The organism is Luteimonas sp. A482, from assembly GCF_054072655.1.
Window position 1 is genome coordinate 397,798 of sequence record NZ_JBSVRO010000002.1, and the last position, 15,377, is coordinate 413,174.

Genomic DNA, 15,377 nt, shown 5'->3' on the forward strand with positions numbered 1-15,377 from the left:
CGGGATTCTAGCAAGACCCCCGTTGTCGCCTTCACCCCCGCCGCACGCGACTTCGGATGGGCCGCAGCGCCCCGGGGTGAGAGGGCGCACCGCTCGGGCACACGTCCATGTGCGCACTCGCGGCCGCGGCACATTCATGTGCCGCTTGCGCCCTCTCCCCCCGGGTCACTGCGGCGTCGCGACTTCTGGTGTCGTGCCTGCGGGTTGCCAAGTCCACGGCGAGCTCGTGGATGATTGATCTGGGGAGGCTGCCGGAGCAAGGAAGGACTGTCGAATGACCTCCCTTCCCACCGAAGTCCGGAGATTGAATTGGCGCGAGCCCCGCACTGGCGGCTGGGGGTCGCGACAAGCGCGCCATGGATGGCGCGCGCCCGAGTCAGGGCAGGAGGCCCTGACCGAGGGAAAAGCGACTCCCAGGCGACAGGGCGGGGCTTCTGGCCGAAGCCAGGCAACGGGAAGGCAGGTTGGAATCCCGACAAACTTCCGCGCAGCCACTCGCTTCGACAAAGAAAAAGCCCGGCATTTGCCGGGCTTTTCCAGGAGCGCGTAACGAGAACGTCCGCTTACCAGATCACGACCTGCTTGTCGCCGTCGCGGACCATCGGGTCGCCGGGCTTGCAGTTGAAGGCCGCGGCGAACGCCGGCAGGTTCGACGGGGCACCCATGGCGCGGAATTCGGCCAGCGCGTGCTCATCGGTGACCAGGCGCTTGCTCAGCTCTTCGGGCGTGAAGTTGCGGCGCCACACCGTGGCCCAGTTCAGGAAGAAGCGCTGGTCGCGCGTCAGCCCGTCGGTCATCGGATCCGGCGTGCCTGCGGTAGCCTTTTTCATCGCGTCGTAGGCCATGGCCAGCCCGCCCAGGTCGCCGATGTTCTCGCCCAGCGTATGGGTGCCGTTGAGCGCACGCCCGTCGGCGGTCTTGTAGCCGTCGAACTGCGCGACCAGCTTGCCGGTGCGCTCCTTGAACGCGGCCGAATCGGCCTCGGTCCACCAGTTCTCGAACTTGCCGGTCGCGCCGAAGCGGCTGCCCTGGTCGTCGTAACCGTGGCTCATTTCGTGGCCGATCACCGCGCCGATGCCGCCGTAGTTGACCTCGTCGGTGGCCTCGGGATCGAAGAACGGCGGCTGCAGGATCGCGGCCGGGAACACGATCTCGTTCTGCAGCGGGTTGTAGTAGGCGTTGACCATCTGCGGCGGCATCTGCCACTCGGTCTTGTCGACCGGCTCGCCGATCTTGCCGATCGAGAAGCGGTAGTTGAACGCCTGCGCCGCCAGCACGTTGTCGAGATAGCTGTCGCGGCTGGTGGACAGGCCGCTCCAGTCGCGCCACTTGTCGGTGTAGCCGATCTTGGTGGTGAAGGCGGCCTGCTTCTCCAGCGCCTTGGCCTTGGTCTCCTCGCTCATCCACTCCAGGTTCTGGATGCGCGCCTTCAGCGCATCGCCCAGGTTGGCGACCAGTGCTTCCATCTTGGCCTTGGACTCGGCCGGGAAGGCCACGTCCACGTACATCTGGCCCATCGCTTCGTCGACCTGGCCGTTGATGGTGTCGAGCACGCGCTTCCAGCGCGGCTTCATTTCCTTCTGGCCACTGAGCGTCTTGTTGTGGAACTCGTAGTGCTGCTGCACGAACGCGTCGGACAGGTAGGGCGACGCGCCGTCGACCACGTGGAAGCGCAGGTAGCTCTTCCACTGCTCGACCGGCACGTCGGCCAGCATCGCGTCGAGTTCCTTGAAGTAGTCGGGCACCGACACCGAGAACAGCTTCGGCTGCGCGATGCCCTGGGCCTCGAAGAACTTCGTCCACGAGAAATTCGGCGTCAGCTTGTCCGCGTCGGCGACCTGCATCGGGTTGTAGTACAGCGAGACATCGCGAGAGAGCTCCGCGCGCGACTTCGACACCTTCGCCAGCCGCGTCTCGAACGCCATCACGTCCTTGGCCTGCTGCTGCGCATCGGCCGCGGGCACGCCGGACAGTTCCAGCACCTTCGCGATATGGGCCACGTAGGCCTCGCGGATCTGAGCGTGCTTGTCGTCGCTGTAGTAGGTGGTATCGGGCAGGCCCAGGCCGCCCTGGCCGGTGGCGGCGATGTTGATCGAGGAATCCTGGAAGTCGGGCATTGCGCCGACGCCGATCAGGAAACCCTGGCCCTTGGCCGCGGTCTGCTGCAGCCACTGCACGATGCCCGCGCTGTCGGACAGCGCGTCGATCGCGGCCAGTTCGTCCTTCAGCGGCTCGATGCCCTGGACATTGATCTTGGCCTCGTCCATGCCGGTGGCCCAGAAGTCGCCGACCAGCTTCTCCACGCCGGTGGCGTTGTCGAGGCCTGCGGCGTGTTCGGCCAGCTGGCGCTGGATCGCGGTGGAGCGCTCGTCGAGCATCTCGAACGCGCCCCAGCTGGTGCGGTCGCCCGGCACCGGGTTGGCGGCGAGGAACTTCGCGTTCGCGTAACCGGCGAAATCGACGCAGGCGTTGCGGCTGTCGTCCAGATCGGCGAACTGGAAGCGGTTGACGGCCGGCAGGCTGGCCTCGTCGAGGGTGAAGGCGGGCGGCGTCGCAGCCGGCGCCTCGGTCGCCGCTTCGGGCGCGTCGTCCCCGCGGCAGGCGGACAGGGCAAGGGTCACGGCAAGGGAAAGCAGCAGCAGGCGTGGGGCGGTTGCGCTCAAGGCAGTCTCCGGATCTGTGGACGGCGACGACGGCCCCGCCGACGCCGATGTGGGCGCACTGTACGCCCGCGCCCGGCAGCCTGCGGGTGTCGGAGGTCATGCGCGGCGCCGGCCCGGTCCAGGCGGTGCCGGCCCCGGCGTGCAGAATCAGGGCATCAGGCGGTCAGGCGGTCAGCTTTCCGGCGGGCCCGACGCTCCGGGAGGATGGTCTCCACCCGGCCCGTCGATCCGCTGGCTCTGGCGCCGGGGCGGGGTGAACGGCGTCGGCCGCGGAGCGGCGCCGCCATCGGTGTTCTTGAGCAGCAGCGGGATGCCCGCGCTGGTCGCGTTCTCCGCGGTTTCCAGCTCGAAGCGCTCTGCGTCCAGGCGCCGCACCTGGGCGGCGATCTGCGTCGCCTCGTCGGCCGGCACGCCGACCGCCCGCAGCGCCGCTTCGCCGAAGGACACGGCCGACTCGAAGGTCTCGCGGATCTGGAAATCGACGCCGGCGTTGACCAGCTTCAGCGAATGTTCGCGATCGTAGGAGCGCACCAGCAGCCTGGCCTGCGGGAAATGATGTTTCGCCAGCTGCACGATCCGGTCGGCGGTCGCGGGGTTGTCGATGCAGACCGCGATCGCGCGCGCCGAGCCGGCGCCCGAGGCGTGCAGCACATCCAGCCGCCCGCCGTCGCCGTAGTACACCATGAAGCCGAAGCCGGCCGCGCTCTGGATCATCTCGATGTCGGTGTCGATGATGGTCACGTCGACGTCGCGCGCAAGCAGCGACTGGCTCATCACCTGGCCGAAGCGGCCGAAGCCGATGATCAGCACGCTGCCGGCCTGGCCCGAGACCGCTTCGACCCCGTCCAGCGATGGCCGGTGCTTCGGCACCAGCCGGCGGGTGGCCAGCACCACCAGCGGCGTCAGCACCATCGACAGCACCACGGTCGCGGTGAAGCTGTCGTTGGTCTCGCCGCTGATGACGCCTGCGGCTTCGGCGGCCGAATACAGCACGAAGGCGAACTCGCCGCCCTGCGCCATCAGCGTCGCGCGGTCCAGGGCATCGCCGTGGCTGCTGCGCAGCAGGCGCGCGACCAGGTAGATGCACAGGCCCTTGGCCAGCATCATCGCCGGCACCGCGAGCGCGATCAGCTGCCAGTTCCCGCGCACCACCGCGAGGTCGAGCGACATGCCCACGGCGAGGAAGAACAGGCCGAGCAGGATGCCGCGGAACGGCTCGATGTCGGCCTCGATCTGGTGCCGGAACGTGGACTCCGAAAGCAGCACGCCGGCGAGGAAGGCACCCATCGCCATCGACAGCCCGCCCATCTCCATCAGCAACGCGGCGCCCAGCACGACCAGCAGCGCCGCTGCCGTCATCACCTCGCGCGCCTTGGCGGCGGCCAGGATCCGGAACAGCGGGTTGAGCAGGAACAGGCCGGCCACGATCAGCGCCGCCAGGGAAGCGACTGCGATGCCGAAACTGACCAGCCGGGGCGGCGCGTCCGGATCCACCGGCGCGTGCGACATGAAGGCCACCAGCGCGAGCAGCGGCACGATCAGCAGGTCCTCGAACAGCAGGACCGAGACCATGCGCTGGCCGCGGGGCAGGGCGATGTCGCCGCGTTCGCCCAGCAGCTGCATCACGATCGCGGTCGAGGTCAGCACGAAGCCCGCGCCGCCGATGAACGCCACCGGCAGCGGGAAGCCGAACCCGAACCCGACTGCGGTCAGCGCCAGGGTGGCGAGCCCGATCTGCAGCGTGCCGAGGCCGAAAATCTGTCGCCGCAGCCCCCACAGGTGCGAGGGCCGCATCTCCAGCCCGACGACGAACAGGAACATCACCACGCCGAGTTCGGCGAAATGCAGGATCGACTGGGGGTGCGAGAACCATCCCAGCCCGAACGGGCCGATCACCAGTCCGGCGGCGAGGTAGCCCAGCACCGACCCCAGCCCCAGCTTGCGGAACAGTGGCACCGCCACCACCGCCGCGCCCAACAGGGCGACCACCTTGACCAGGCTGGCCGGGTCGGCTTCGGCGGCCACCGGGGTCAGCGTCTCCGCGTGGGCGCGGTCAGCGAGAGCAGCAGGAAGCCGCCAACGAGGGCGGCGTTCTTCATGAAGTGCAGCAACTGCGCGCTGCGCGCAGGCTCGCCCTGCGACCAGAATGGATGCCAGAGCACCGCCTCGGCCAACACCAGGGCCGCGGCCAGCAGGGCGCTCCAGCGCAGCCGCCAGCCTCCCGCGACCGCCAGTCCGACCAGTAGCCCGGCCACGCTGAAGCTGAGCATCTCGCCGCTGGACTTGCCGCCCTGCACCACGTTCCACAGGCGCCATGCGCCCATGACGATGAGGACGCTTGCGAGCAGCAGGCGGGCGAGGGTGATTCCGGGACTCGATTGCGGCGTGCGGAAGGACATGCGGCGTTTCGCGTGGTGGGAACCCGCAAAGGGTGTCACAGGCGGGCGCACCGGTTCCAGTGGGCGGCCGGTGGCCTCGGCGCAACGATTGCCATCGGGGTCCCAGCGTGGGCGCAGGCACGCTGCCAGCTGACCGGCCAGGGCCGATGGGCGGCCCAAGGCTGGCGCAGGCAGGGGTCCAGCCCCTACAATGGCGGCGTTTGCAACACGGCTGCCCCTGCCTCGCGCAGGTTCACGATCCTGGCAGGCCGGCCCCGGGCACTCCCCGGCGGCGTCCTCTCCCGCACGTCTTTCGTCGCGCAGACACGGCCCGGAACCTCCGGCAGCCGTCAAATATTGCCCGCAACGCGGATCTGGATGGTTCCGGGCAAGCCAGTCGAAAGGTGCTGATTCGATGCCCGTGCCCACCCGGTGGATGCACGGCACGAAGTACTGCGGCTGTGAAGGAGTGCAATCCACATGACGTTTGAATCCCTCGGGCTTTCGCCCGCGTTGCTGCGCGCGCTGTCCGATGCCAGCTACACCACCCCCACGCCGATCCAGGCCCAGTCCATCCCCGCGCTGCTGTCGGGCAAGGACCTGCTGGGCGCTGCGCAGACCGGCACCGGCAAGACCGCCGCATTCGGCCTGCCGCTGCTGCAGAAGCTGTCCAAGGAAACGCCGCCCAAGGGTCCGCGCAAGCCGCGCGCCCTGGTGCTGGTGCCGACCCGCGAGCTCGCGGTGCAGGTGGCCGAGAGCATCAAGACCTACGGCCGCCACCTGCGGCTGAACGTGACCATGATCTTCGGCGGCGTTGGCATGCAGCCGCAGATCGACAACCTGCGTCGTGGCGTCGACATCCTGGTCGCCTGCCCGGGCCGGCTGATCGACCACCTCGATTCGGGCCACGCCAAGCTCGACGCGGTCGAGATGCTGGTGCTCGACGAGGCCGACCGCATGCTCGACATGGGCTTCCTGCCCTCGATCAAGCGCGTGCTTTCGCGCGTGCCGCAGGAGCGCCAGACCGCGCTGTTCTCCGCCACGTTCGAGCCGCGTATCCGCGGCCTGGCGATGGAACTGCTCAGGAATCCGGTGGAGGTGCAGGTCGCCGCGAAGAACACCATCGCCGAGACCATCGTCCACCGCGTGCATCCGGTCGATGCCTCGCGCAAGCGTGACCTGCTGGTCGAGATCCTCAGCCGCCGCCACACCGACCAGGTGCTGATCTTCGGCAAGACCAAGCATGGCTGCAACCGCCTCGCCGAACAGCTCGACAAGGCCGGCCTGCCGGCGCTGGCGATCCACGGCAACAAGAGCCAGGCGCAGCGTCAGAAGGCCCTGGACCAGTTCAAGTCGGGCAAGGCGCGCATCCTGGTGGCCACCGACGTGGCCGCGCGCGGCCTGGACATCCCCAGCCTGCCGCTGGTGATCAACCACGACCTGCCGATGGTGGCCGAGGATTACGTGCACCGCATCGGCCGCACCGGCCGCAACGGCGCCACGGGCGAAGCGCTTTCGCTGGTGGCACCGGAAGAAGGCGGCCTGCTGCGCCAGATCCAGCGCATGCTCAAGGCCGACATCGTGATGCAGACGGTCGATGGCTTCGAGCCGACGCGCCCGATCCGCCTCGACGCGCCGATCCCGAAGAACGGTGGCGGCCAGCAGCGTGGGCAGCCGGCGGGAGGCCGGGCGGCGCAGCGTCCGGACCAGCAGAAGCCCGGCGGCCAGCGCACCCCGCGCAAGGCCGGTGCCCGTGGGCATGGCAAGCCGGCCGACCGCGGCGCGCACGCACATGCGCACACCGGCAAGCCGGCAACGCGTCCAGCCCGCAGCAGCCAGCGCTTCGACTCGCGCGCCTGATCGGCGCACGCAAGGCGGCTTGAATGCAGCGGCCGGCCCCTCGCGGGGCCGGCCGTTTTTTTTGGTTCTTCTCCCAATCAAGGGAGAAGGTGGACACGATCGCGGAAAGTCCCACGCGGGCTTCGAATGGACGCCGCGCCCTGTCGACCGGGGATCGCTTTTCGCTCGGTCAGGGCATCATGCCCTGACTCGCGCGCAAAACATCCATGTTTTGCTTGTCGCGATCCCCGCTCGCCAGGACACGGCTCACTGCGACTGATGCTGCGATGCTTCGGTGGGAGCTTTTTCCAAGCCATGCCAGTGACTGGGCGATGGTTGTTCCGGGGCGGGGGTTGCGGAAAGCAGCGCATGGATGCGCTGCGGCGGCGAGTCAGCCATGGATGGCTGACCGAGCCGGAGAGCAACCCCCGCCCCGGAACGACCCCCGGCCGCAGGCCTGATCCATTCGCCTGCAATCCGGCTAACCCCCTCGAATGGGAGAAGAACCTTTTTTGCGCGCCTGCCGATCGGGCGTGGCTGGCGCGTGGCAGGTGCGATGCGGCCCATCGGGCGTGCCTGCATCTCGAGCGCGGTGCGATCGGGGCGCGCCCACCGGGCTGCGTCAGTCTTCGAACAGCACCACCTGCCGGATCGCCTCGCCGCGTGCGAGGCGGTCGAAGCCGGCGTTGATCCCGTCCAAAGACAGCCTGTGCGTGAGCAGCCGGTCCACCGGCAGGCGGCCCGCGCGGTACAGCGCGATGTAGCGGGGAATGTCGCGCCGCGGCACGGCCGATCCCATGTAGGAACCCTTCACCGTGCGCTCCTCGGCCACCAGGCTCACCGCCGGCACGCTGAATGCGCGTCCGGGTGCGGGCAGACCAACGGTGACGGTGGTGCCGCCGCGCCGGGTGGCGGCATAGGCCGCGGCCAGCGCTGCCTCGCTGCCTGCGGTTTCGATGGCGTGCTCGACGCCGCCGTTGCTGATGTCGCGGATCGCGGCGGCGACGTCGCCATCGCGCGCATCAATGCAGTGGCTGGCCCCGAGTTCGCGCGCCAGTGCCAGCTTGTCCGGCACCACGTCGACCGCGACCAGCGGCCACGCCGAGCAGGCGACCGCGCCCAGCAGTGCCGACAGGCCGACGCCACCCAGCCCGAACACCGCCACCGATTCTCCCGGGCGCACCGCGGCGGTGTTGACCACCGCGCCGACGCCGGTCATCACCGCGCAGCCGAACAGTGCGGCGATGTCGGGCGGCAGCGCGGGATCCACGCGCACGGCCGAGTGCTCCGACACCACCGCGTACTCGGCAAAGCCTGACACGCCCAGATGGTGGTGCAACGGCGCGTCGCTCGCGTCGCGCAGCCGCATGCCGCCTGCCAGCAGGCGACCTGCTGCGTTGGCCGCCGCGCCGGGCTCGCACAGCACCGGGCGGCCGCAGGCGCAGGGGCCGCAGTGACCGCACATCGGCACGAACGAGAACACCACCTGGCCGCCGGTGCGCAGGGTGGTCACGCCGTCGCCTGCTTCAACCACCTCGCCGGCCGCCTCGTGGCCGAGCAGCATCGGCAACGGCCGCGGGCGCGAGCCGTCGATGACGGAAAGATCCGAATGGCACAGCCCCGCCGCGCGCACGCGCACCAGCACCTCGCCGCGACCGGGCGGCAGCAGGCGCACCGTCTCGATGGACAGCGGCTGTGATTGCGCGTACGGCGCGGGCGCAGCGCTCGAGCGCAGCACCGCCGCGCGCATGGTGATCACGCCGGCGGCGCCAGCAGCGGCTGCAGCGCGGCGCGGATGCGCGCGGGGATCGGCGTGCTGCGGCGGCCGTCGCGGTCGACGAATACATGGACGAACCAGCCTTCGGCCGCTGGTTCGTCCTCGCCGGCGCGGAACAGGGCGATGCCATAGCGCACGCTGCTGTTGCCCAGCTTCTCCACGCGCAGCCCGGCGTCGACGCTGCCGGGAAAGGCGATCTCGCGCAGGAATCGGCAGTGCGATTCGGCGCACAGGCCGATCGCGGCGCCACGGTGGATGTCGAGCCCACCTTCGGTGATCAGGTACGTGTTGATCACCGTGTCGAAGTAGCTGTAGTACTCGACGTTGTTGACGTGGCCGTAGACGTCGTTGTCCTTCCAGCGGGTGGGGATGGCGAGGAAGTGGCGGTAGCCGTCGCGTGCGTTCATGCCTGCTGCTCGTGGATGTCGGATGCCGGGATGGGCGCTGGCGACGGCGAACCCTTCTGCTCGCGCCCCACCAGCAGGAACCAGCAGGCCACTGCCACCGCCAGCGCGATCCACGGATCGAACAGCGCCAGTGCCACGCCGCCCAGCAGCGCGCTGCCGCGCTCGGCGTTGTTGCGCGGGATGGCCATGCCGATGTAGGCGCAGGCGAAGCCCGAGGTCACCAGGGTGATCGCGAGCGCCACGCCCAGCAGCGGTTGCACCCCGGTCAGCAGGGGCATCAGGAAGTAGATGACCGGCAGGCCCATCAGGTAGTAGGAGATCAGGCCGCTGTGCAGGTCGCGCATCGAGCGCGGGCCCTCGCGCCAGCGCGTGGCGACCACGACATGCACGCCCGTCCACAGCGAGCCCTGCGCCGGGAAGAACGGCGCCACCAGCGCCGAGCCGGCGTTGCGCAGTGCCAGCACCAGGTGCGAGCGGCGCGGATCGATGCGGATCGGATCGTCGGGGCGCGACGGCTGTGCTTCGCGCACCACCGCATCGCCTGTCACCCAGTCGCCGAACTGGATCACGTAGGTCAGCAGCACCAGCGGCACCACGTCGAAGTACATCGACGCCGACGGCCAGCCGATCGAGAACGGCGACATTTTCGCGACCGCCTCGCCGACCGGCGGCAGCAGCCAGCCCCACTCGATCTGGTAGTGCACCTCGCCCACCAGCGGGCCGATGAGGGCGGCTGCGAGGAAGCCGGGCAGCAGGCCCAGCGAGGTGAGCGTGCGCAGCCAGCCGAAGCGCGCCTGCCAGCGGTGCAGCGGCGCGGAGAACACGCACATCAGGCAGATCGCGCAGGCCAGCAGGATCGAGATCGGTTGCTTGTGCAGGAAGCGCGGCGCATCGGTGATGAAGACCTGGTGGAACGCGGCCAGCGCCGAGCCGATGAGGATGCTGGCGCGCAGCGTTGGCGGCAACCACGCGATCAGGCGCGGCCCGGTGCCGGTGATGCCGAGTGCGAACACCAGCACGGCGAACTGCAGCGACAACGCGGTCATCGCCTGGAAGCGCAGGTCGGGGGTGTCGTAGCGCGCGAGCACGAAGGCCAGCACCAGCGGCAGCGCCGGCGTGTTCCAGCCCGGCGCGTAGGGATCGCCAAAGCCCCACAGCGACATGACCAGGAAGACGCTGAACAGCAGGGTGGCGGCGATGGCCTGCTCGAAGTCCATGCCGAAGTAGCCGGTGAGAATCGGCACCAGCGCCAGTCCGGTCGCGGTCGCGACCAGCGTGCCCTGCAGCAGCTCCTGCCAGCACGGGCGCGTATGCAGGAACGGCAGGCGGAAGGTGAACGGACCCCAGCGCCAGCCGGTCTTTTCGGGCGTGGGCCGCACGTCGCGCGCGCCGCTCATGGCGCACGTCCGTCTTCGGCTTCCTGCAGCGCGCGCCACTGCACCTTGCCGGTGGCGCTGCGCGGAAGCGCGGGCCTGAATTCGACCGCGTGCGGCACCTTGTAGGCGGCCATGTTCGCGCGCGCCCATTCGATGATCCCGGCTTCGCTGGCGTCGTGGCCTTCGCGCAACACGATGATCGCCTTTGCGCTTTCGCCGCGGTGCGCGTCGCGAATGCCGATCACGCAGGCTTCCTGCACCGCCGGGTGTCCGTACAGCAGTGCCTCGACCTCGGCCGGCCAGATCTTGAAGCCGGAGGCGTTGATCATGCGCTTGAGCCGGTCGACCATGAAGAAGTAGCCCTCGTCGTCGACGTAGGCCAGGTCGCCGGTGCGCAGGAAGCGCTTGCCGTCGATCTCCACGAAGGTGTCGCGGTCGTCCTGCGGCCGGCCGTGGTAACCAAGCATCACCTGCGGCCCGTGACTGACGATCTCGCCGACCTCGCCCACCGGCAGTTCCTCGAAGGTCTGCGGATCGACCACGCGCGCGTCGACGTCGAAGATCGGCAGGCCCAGGCACTGCGCCTTCGGGCGATGCACCGGATTGAGGTGTGTCGGCGCCATGGTTTCGGACAGGCCGTAGCCCTCGACATAGTCGATGCCCCACAGCTGGCGGATGCGTTCGGCAACCGCCTTGGGCATCGCCGCGCCGCCGCCGGTGAGGATGTGCATCGAGGACAGGTCGTGGGCCGACAGGTCCTGGTTGAGGAAGTCCATCAGCATGGTCGGGATCGCGGTCCAGGAGCCGGCGCGATGGCGTTCGATCAGCAGCGCCGCGCAGCGCTTGTCCCAGCGCGTCATCACCACGATGGTGTTGCCGCGCCAGACCGGCGTGGTGACGCCGTTCTGCATGCCGGTGACATGGAACATCGGCAGGTTGGCAAGCACCACGGTGTCCTTCGGCGCGAAGCACCATTCGGGCCCGGCGACGGTGGTGTGCATCACGCTGCGGTGGCTGTGCAGGCAGCCCCTGGGGTTGCCGGTGGTGCCGGAGGTGTAGGGCATCACCGCCAGATGGTCCGGTCCGGAGAGGCATTCGGCCGGCACCAGCTGTTGCGCCAGCGCATCGGCCCAGGCGACGGTGCCTTCGACGTGCGCACGCGGCATCGCCACCACATCCGGCAATGGCAGGTCGGTGGCGGGGTCGATGTAGTCGGCGTAGGTGGCGACGATGGCGTGGTCGAGCAGTTCGCCCTTGAGCGGCAGCAGTTCCGGCAGCAGTTCCTGCGCCACCAGCGCCACCCGCGCCCCGCTGTCGCGGACGATGTGCCGCACTTCCTCCAGCCGGTTCATGCTGTTGACCGGCACCACCACCGCGTCCGCGCGCAGGATCGCGTGGAAGGCGACGACGAACTGCGGGCAGTTCTGCATGAACAGCGCCACGCGGTCGCCGCGCGCCACGCCGCAGCGCTGCTGCAGGAAGCCGGCCAGCGCGACCGCCTGTGCATCGAGTTCGGCATAGGACAGCTCGCCGCCGTAGAAGATCGTGGCCGGGCGCCGCGGGTAACGGCGCGCGCTGGTGGCGAGATTCTCGTACAGCGAGGTCTGCGGCAGCTCGAGGTGGTGCGGCAGTCCGGGGGGCCAGTGCGGGGAACGCGGCATCGGTGGCTCCTGTTGTCGTGGCCGGGCGAGGCTCAGTCGTGTAGCTGCGGCAAGACCACCAGCTTGCCCACGGCCTCGCGGCCGAGCAGGGCGTTGAGCGCGGCGGGTGCCTGCGACAGCGGGTAGCGCGTGGACACCAGCGGCCGCAGCGCGCCCTCGCGCAGCCATGCGAGCAACTGGCGGGTGTTGGCGGCGTTGGCCTCGGGTTCGCGGCGTACGAAGTCGCCCCAGAACACGCCGACCAGTGCGCTGCCCTTGAGCAGCAGCAGGTTGGCCGGCAGCTTCTGGATCTCGCCGGCGGCGAAGCCGACGACCAGGTGGCGGCCGCGCCAGCCGATGCTGCGCAATGCCGTCTCGCTGATGTCGCCGCCGACCGGGTCGTAGACGATGTCGACGCCGCGCCCGCCGGTGAGTGCCTTGATCCGGTCGCGGAAGCCGTCGGCGGTGTAGTCGACGACCTCGTCCGCGCCGCGCGAGCGCGCCGCCTCGCGCTTGGCTTCGCTGGACGCCGCCGCGATCACGCGCAGGTCCATGCGCTTGCCCAGCTCGACCGCCGCCAGGCCGACGCCGCCACCGGCGCCGAGCACCAGCAGGATTTCGCCAGGCTTCGCCCCGGCGCGGTCCTTGAGCGCGTGGTAGGAGGTGCCGTAGGTCAGCAGGAAGCTGCCGGCCAGTTCCAGTTCCTCGTCGCCGGTGTCGTCCGGCAGGACGATGAGGTGGCCGGCTTCGGCAACGACTTCTTCGGCGTATGCGCCGAACGACGCGCTCCCGACGACCTTGTCGCCGACCTCCGGCGACGCCACGCCTTCCCCGACCGCGCTGACCGTGCCGGAGAATTCGGAGCCGGGCGCGAACGGGAAATCGGGGCGGAGCTGGTACTTGCCCGCGACCATCAGTGCGTCGGGGAAATTCACCGCGGCCACGCGCACCCGCACGCGCACCTGTCCGGGGCCCGGTGCGGGCAGCGGCATGTCCTTGACCTGCAGCGAGTCGGGCGTGCCCCAGGCCTCGCAGACGACGGCTTTCATGTGGTGATCCTCCCCGGGATTCAGAAGCGGCCTTCGGTGGCCTCGTAGACGCGGTTGCGCAGCGCCACCAGGCGCGGCCCGTAGTCCTGCACCAGCTTGTCGCGCGTCATCACCGAGACGCGGCCGCTGATGTTGAAGGCGAAGTGGCGGGTGCGGTCGGCCGACACCATCGGCACGCCGACCGCGAACACGTCGGGGTTCCAGTCGCCCAGCGAGAACACGAAGCCGTAGGTTTCGTAATCCTGGCGCGCGCGCTCGATCCCGGCGCGGATCTGCGGCCAGGCTTCGGGGCTGCTGGTGTGCACCAGTTCGGCCAGGCGCTGTTCAAAGACTTCGCGTGGGCGCGCGGCGAGGTCGGCGCGACCGAGCGCGGTGGTGCCGTGCGGCACGCGCGCGCCCTTTTCCAGGCGCAGGTTGAACATCTCGTCGCCCTGGCACACCTCCAGCAGCAGCATGCGCAGGCCTTCGGGCACGGCCAGCATCACCGCCGACTGGGTGTAGTCGGCCAGCTCCTGCATCAGCGGCTGGGCGATGCCGACGATGTCGTGGCCGGCCATGTAGGCGTGGCCGAGGCCGAGCACGGCCGGGCCGAGCGCGTACTTCTCCAGCGTCGGCGAGTATTCGAGATAGCCCAGCGTGGCCAGCGTCTGCGTCAGCCGCGACACAGTGGCCTTGGGCAGGCGCGTGCGCCTGGCGATGTCCTGGTTGCCGAGGTAGCGATCGTCCGGGTTGCCGCGCGTGCGCTCGAAGCAGCGCAGGATCGAGAACGCGCGCACCACCGAATTCACCAGCTGCGGGTTGCGGCCGTCGACGTCGGCGGTCAGGGTCTGGATGTCGCGTTTGGGGCTGCCCATGTCAGTGGCCTCCCCTGGGCGGTGCGTACTTCCTGAGCTCGAGGCGGGCGATCGTCTCGCGATGCACTTCGTCCGGGCCGTCGGCCATGCGCAGGGTGCGCGTGTGCGCCCAGGCCTTGGCCAGGAAGGTGTCCTGGCTGACGCCGGCCGCGCCGTGCGCCTGCACCGCCCAGTCGAGCACCTTCTCGGCCGCCTGCGGCGCGATCACCTTGATCATCGCGATCTCCTTGCGCGCGGCCTTGTTGCCCACCGTGTCCATCATCCGCGCCGCCTTGAGCACCATCAGCCGCGCCTGGTCGAGCAGGCAGCGCGACTGCGCGATGCGCTCGCGCCAGATCGAGTACTCCGAGACGGCGCGGCCAAAGGCCTGGCGCGAGGCGAGGCGCCGGCACATCGCCTCGAGCGCGCGCTCGCCCAGGCCAATCGCGCGCATGCAGTGGTGGATGCGGCCGGGGCCGAGCCGGCCCTGCGCGATCTCGAAGCCGCGGCCGTCGCCCAGCAGCATGTTGGAGGCGGGCACGCGCACGTTCTCCAGCGCGACCTGCATGTGGCCGTGCGGCGCATCGTCGTAGCCGTACACGTCCATCGCCCGCTCGACGCGGATGCCGGGCGTGTCGGCGGGGACGAGGATCATCGAGTGGCGCCCGTGCGGATCGGCATCCGGGTCGGTGATGCCCATGACGATGTAGACCTTGCAGCGTGGGTCGCCGGCGCCGGAGGCGTACCACTTGCGGCCCTCGACCACGTACTCGTCGCCGTCGCGGCGGATCGCGCATTCGAGGTTGGTGGCGTCGGACGAGGCCACCGCCGGCTCGGTCATCAGGAAGGCGGAGCGGATGCTGCCCTCGAGCAGGGGGTCCAGCCAGCGCGCCTGCTGTGCCTCGGTGCCGTAGCGCGCCAGGACCTCCATGTTGCCCGTATCCGGCGCGCTGCAGTTGAACACCTCGGGCGACCAGTGCACCCGCCCCATCAGCTCGCACAACGGTGCGTAGTCGAGGTTGGACAGGCCCTCGGGCGCGCGCGGGGAGTTGGGCAGGAACAGGTTCCACAGGCCCTGCGCGCGGGCCTCGGCCTTGAGCCGCTCGATCACGTCGCTGGCCCGCCAGGGATCGCCGGCGGCACGTGCCCCGGCCTCTTCCTCGAGGTGGGCGGCCTCGCTTGGCCAAACGCGCTCCTGCAGGAAGGACAGCAGGCGCTGCTGAAGGGCTAGTGCGTGGGGTGAGGGTGTCAGGTCCATAAAGTTCCGTATGTCGAAACATAGTTCCATCAATTAACGCGATGCTATGCCGAGCGATCGGCAAGCGCAACCCGCTGATAAAGCCCGGCAAGTTGTGCAACGCAGCACGCGTGCCGCTTGCGATGCGTGGAGATGGGGGCTAGATTATTCCAATGTA

Annotated in this window: 11 protein-coding genes; 1 reads left to right on the plus strand and 10 read right to left on the minus strand. The window is 69.5% G+C overall.

Going from position 1 to position 15,377, the window contains the following annotated elements; genetic code table 11:
* Positions 1–563 precede the first annotated feature (563 nt).
* The 3 genes from ACW5DW_RS10425 to ACW5DW_RS10435 all read right to left on the minus strand — a co-directional run bounded on the left by ACW5DW_RS10425 (position 564) and on the right by ACW5DW_RS10435 (position 5,062).
* Positions 564–2,639 (minus strand): M13 family metallopeptidase, encoded by a 2,076-nt coding sequence (locus tag ACW5DW_RS10425; RefSeq protein ID WP_457018866.1) that lies wholly within the window; start codon positions 2,637–2,639, stop codon positions 564–566.
* Between the two features lie 195 nt (positions 2,640–2,834).
* A complete protein-coding gene (locus ACW5DW_RS10430; protein ID WP_457018772.1) occupies positions 2,835–4,688 on the minus strand; it encodes a monovalent cation:proton antiporter-2 (CPA2) family protein in 1,854 nt (617 codons plus the stop codon).
* Between the two features lie 5 nt (positions 4,689–4,693).
* Entirely contained in the window at positions 4,694–5,062 is a 369-nt protein-coding gene (locus ACW5DW_RS10435) for a hypothetical protein (RefSeq protein ID WP_457018773.1), read from the minus strand.
* Between the two features lie 459 nt (positions 5,063–5,521).
* On the opposite strand from ACW5DW_RS10435, the gene ACW5DW_RS10440 reads away from it, so the two are divergent.
* Positions 5,522–6,901, plus strand: coding sequence for a DEAD/DEAH box helicase (locus ACW5DW_RS10440; RefSeq protein ID WP_457018774.1), 1,380 nt, complete (start codon positions 5,522–5,524; stop codon positions 6,899–6,901).
* A gap of 601 nt (positions 6,902–7,502) precedes the next feature.
* Here the strand turns inward: ACW5DW_RS10440 and ACW5DW_RS10445 are convergent.
* From ACW5DW_RS10445 to ACW5DW_RS10475, 7 genes are read right to left on the minus strand one after another with little or no spacing between them, the layout of a single operon-like run.
* Complete coding sequence (locus tag ACW5DW_RS10445) at positions 7,503–8,630, minus strand: zinc-dependent alcohol dehydrogenase family protein (protein WP_457018867.1); 1,128 nt, start codon at positions 8,628–8,630, stop codon at positions 7,503–7,505.
* Positions 8,631–8,635: 5 nt separating this feature from the next.
* Positions 8,636–9,064 carry an acyl-CoA thioesterase gene (locus ACW5DW_RS10450; protein WP_457018775.1) on the minus strand — a complete coding sequence of 143 codons (429 nt, stop codon included), beginning with the start codon at positions 9,062–9,064 and terminating at the stop codon, positions 8,636–8,638.
* Positions 9,061–10,461 (minus strand): hypothetical protein, encoded by a 1,401-nt coding sequence (locus ACW5DW_RS10455; RefSeq protein WP_457018776.1) that lies wholly within the window; start codon positions 10,459–10,461, stop codon positions 9,061–9,063. Before ACW5DW_RS10455 ends, ACW5DW_RS10450 begins: the two co-directional genes overlap by 4 nt.
* Positions 10,458–12,101, minus strand: coding sequence for a long-chain-fatty-acid--CoA ligase (locus tag ACW5DW_RS10460; RefSeq protein WP_457018777.1), 1,644 nt, complete (start codon positions 12,099–12,101; stop codon positions 10,458–10,460). The genes ACW5DW_RS10455 and ACW5DW_RS10460 overlap by 4 nt, the downstream gene beginning before the upstream one ends.
* A 32-nt stretch (positions 12,102–12,133) precedes the next feature.
* On the minus strand, positions 12,134–13,129 hold the full coding sequence (locus ACW5DW_RS10465; protein ID WP_457018778.1) for an NADPH:quinone oxidoreductase family protein: 996 nt from the start codon (positions 13,127–13,129) through the stop codon (positions 12,134–12,136).
* A 20-nt stretch (positions 13,130–13,149) separates the two neighbouring features.
* A complete protein-coding gene (locus ACW5DW_RS10470; RefSeq protein ID WP_457018779.1) occupies positions 13,150–13,983 on the minus strand; it encodes an IclR family transcriptional regulator in 834 nt (277 codons plus the stop codon).
* Position 13,984: 1 nt separating this feature from the next.
* Positions 13,985–15,220, minus strand: coding sequence for an acyl-CoA dehydrogenase family protein (locus tag ACW5DW_RS10475; RefSeq protein ID WP_457018780.1), 1,236 nt, complete (start codon positions 15,218–15,220; stop codon positions 13,985–13,987).
* Between the last annotated feature and the right edge of the window lie 157 nt (positions 15,221–15,377).

Bases quoted from the DNA above. Each gene is read 5' to 3' on its own strand.
- ACW5DW_RS10460 (WP_457018777.1), bottom strand. From the start codon at position 12,101: ATGCCGCGTTCCCCGCACTGGCCCCCCGGACTGCCGCACCACCTCGAG.
- ACW5DW_RS10470 (WP_457018779.1), bottom strand. From the start codon at position 13,983: ATGGGCAGCCCCAAACGCGACATCCAGACCCTGACCGCCGACGTCGAC.
- ACW5DW_RS10435 (WP_457018773.1), bottom strand. From the start codon at position 5,062: ATGTCCTTCCGCACGCCGCAATCGAGTCCCGGAATCACCCTCGCCCGC.
- ACW5DW_RS10440 (WP_457018774.1), top strand. From the start codon at position 5,522: ATGACGTTTGAATCCCTCGGGCTTTCGCCCGCGTTGCTGCGCGCGCTG.
- ACW5DW_RS10475 (WP_457018780.1), bottom strand. From the start codon at position 15,220: ATGGACCTGACACCCTCACCCCACGCACTAGCCCTTCAGCAGCGCCTG.
- ACW5DW_RS10455 (WP_457018776.1), bottom strand. From the start codon at position 10,461: ATGAGCGGCGCGCGCGACGTGCGGCCCACGCCCGAAAAGACCGGCTGG.
- ACW5DW_RS10465 (WP_457018778.1), bottom strand. From the start codon at position 13,129: ATGAAAGCCGTCGTCTGCGAGGCCTGGGGCACGCCCGACTCGCTGCAG.
- ACW5DW_RS10445 (WP_457018867.1), bottom strand. From the start codon at position 8,630: ATGCGCGCGGCGGTGCTGCGCTCGAGCGCTGCGCCCGCGCCGTACGCG.
- ACW5DW_RS10450 (WP_457018775.1), bottom strand. From the start codon at position 9,064: ATGAACGCACGCGACGGCTACCGCCACTTCCTCGCCATCCCCACCCGC.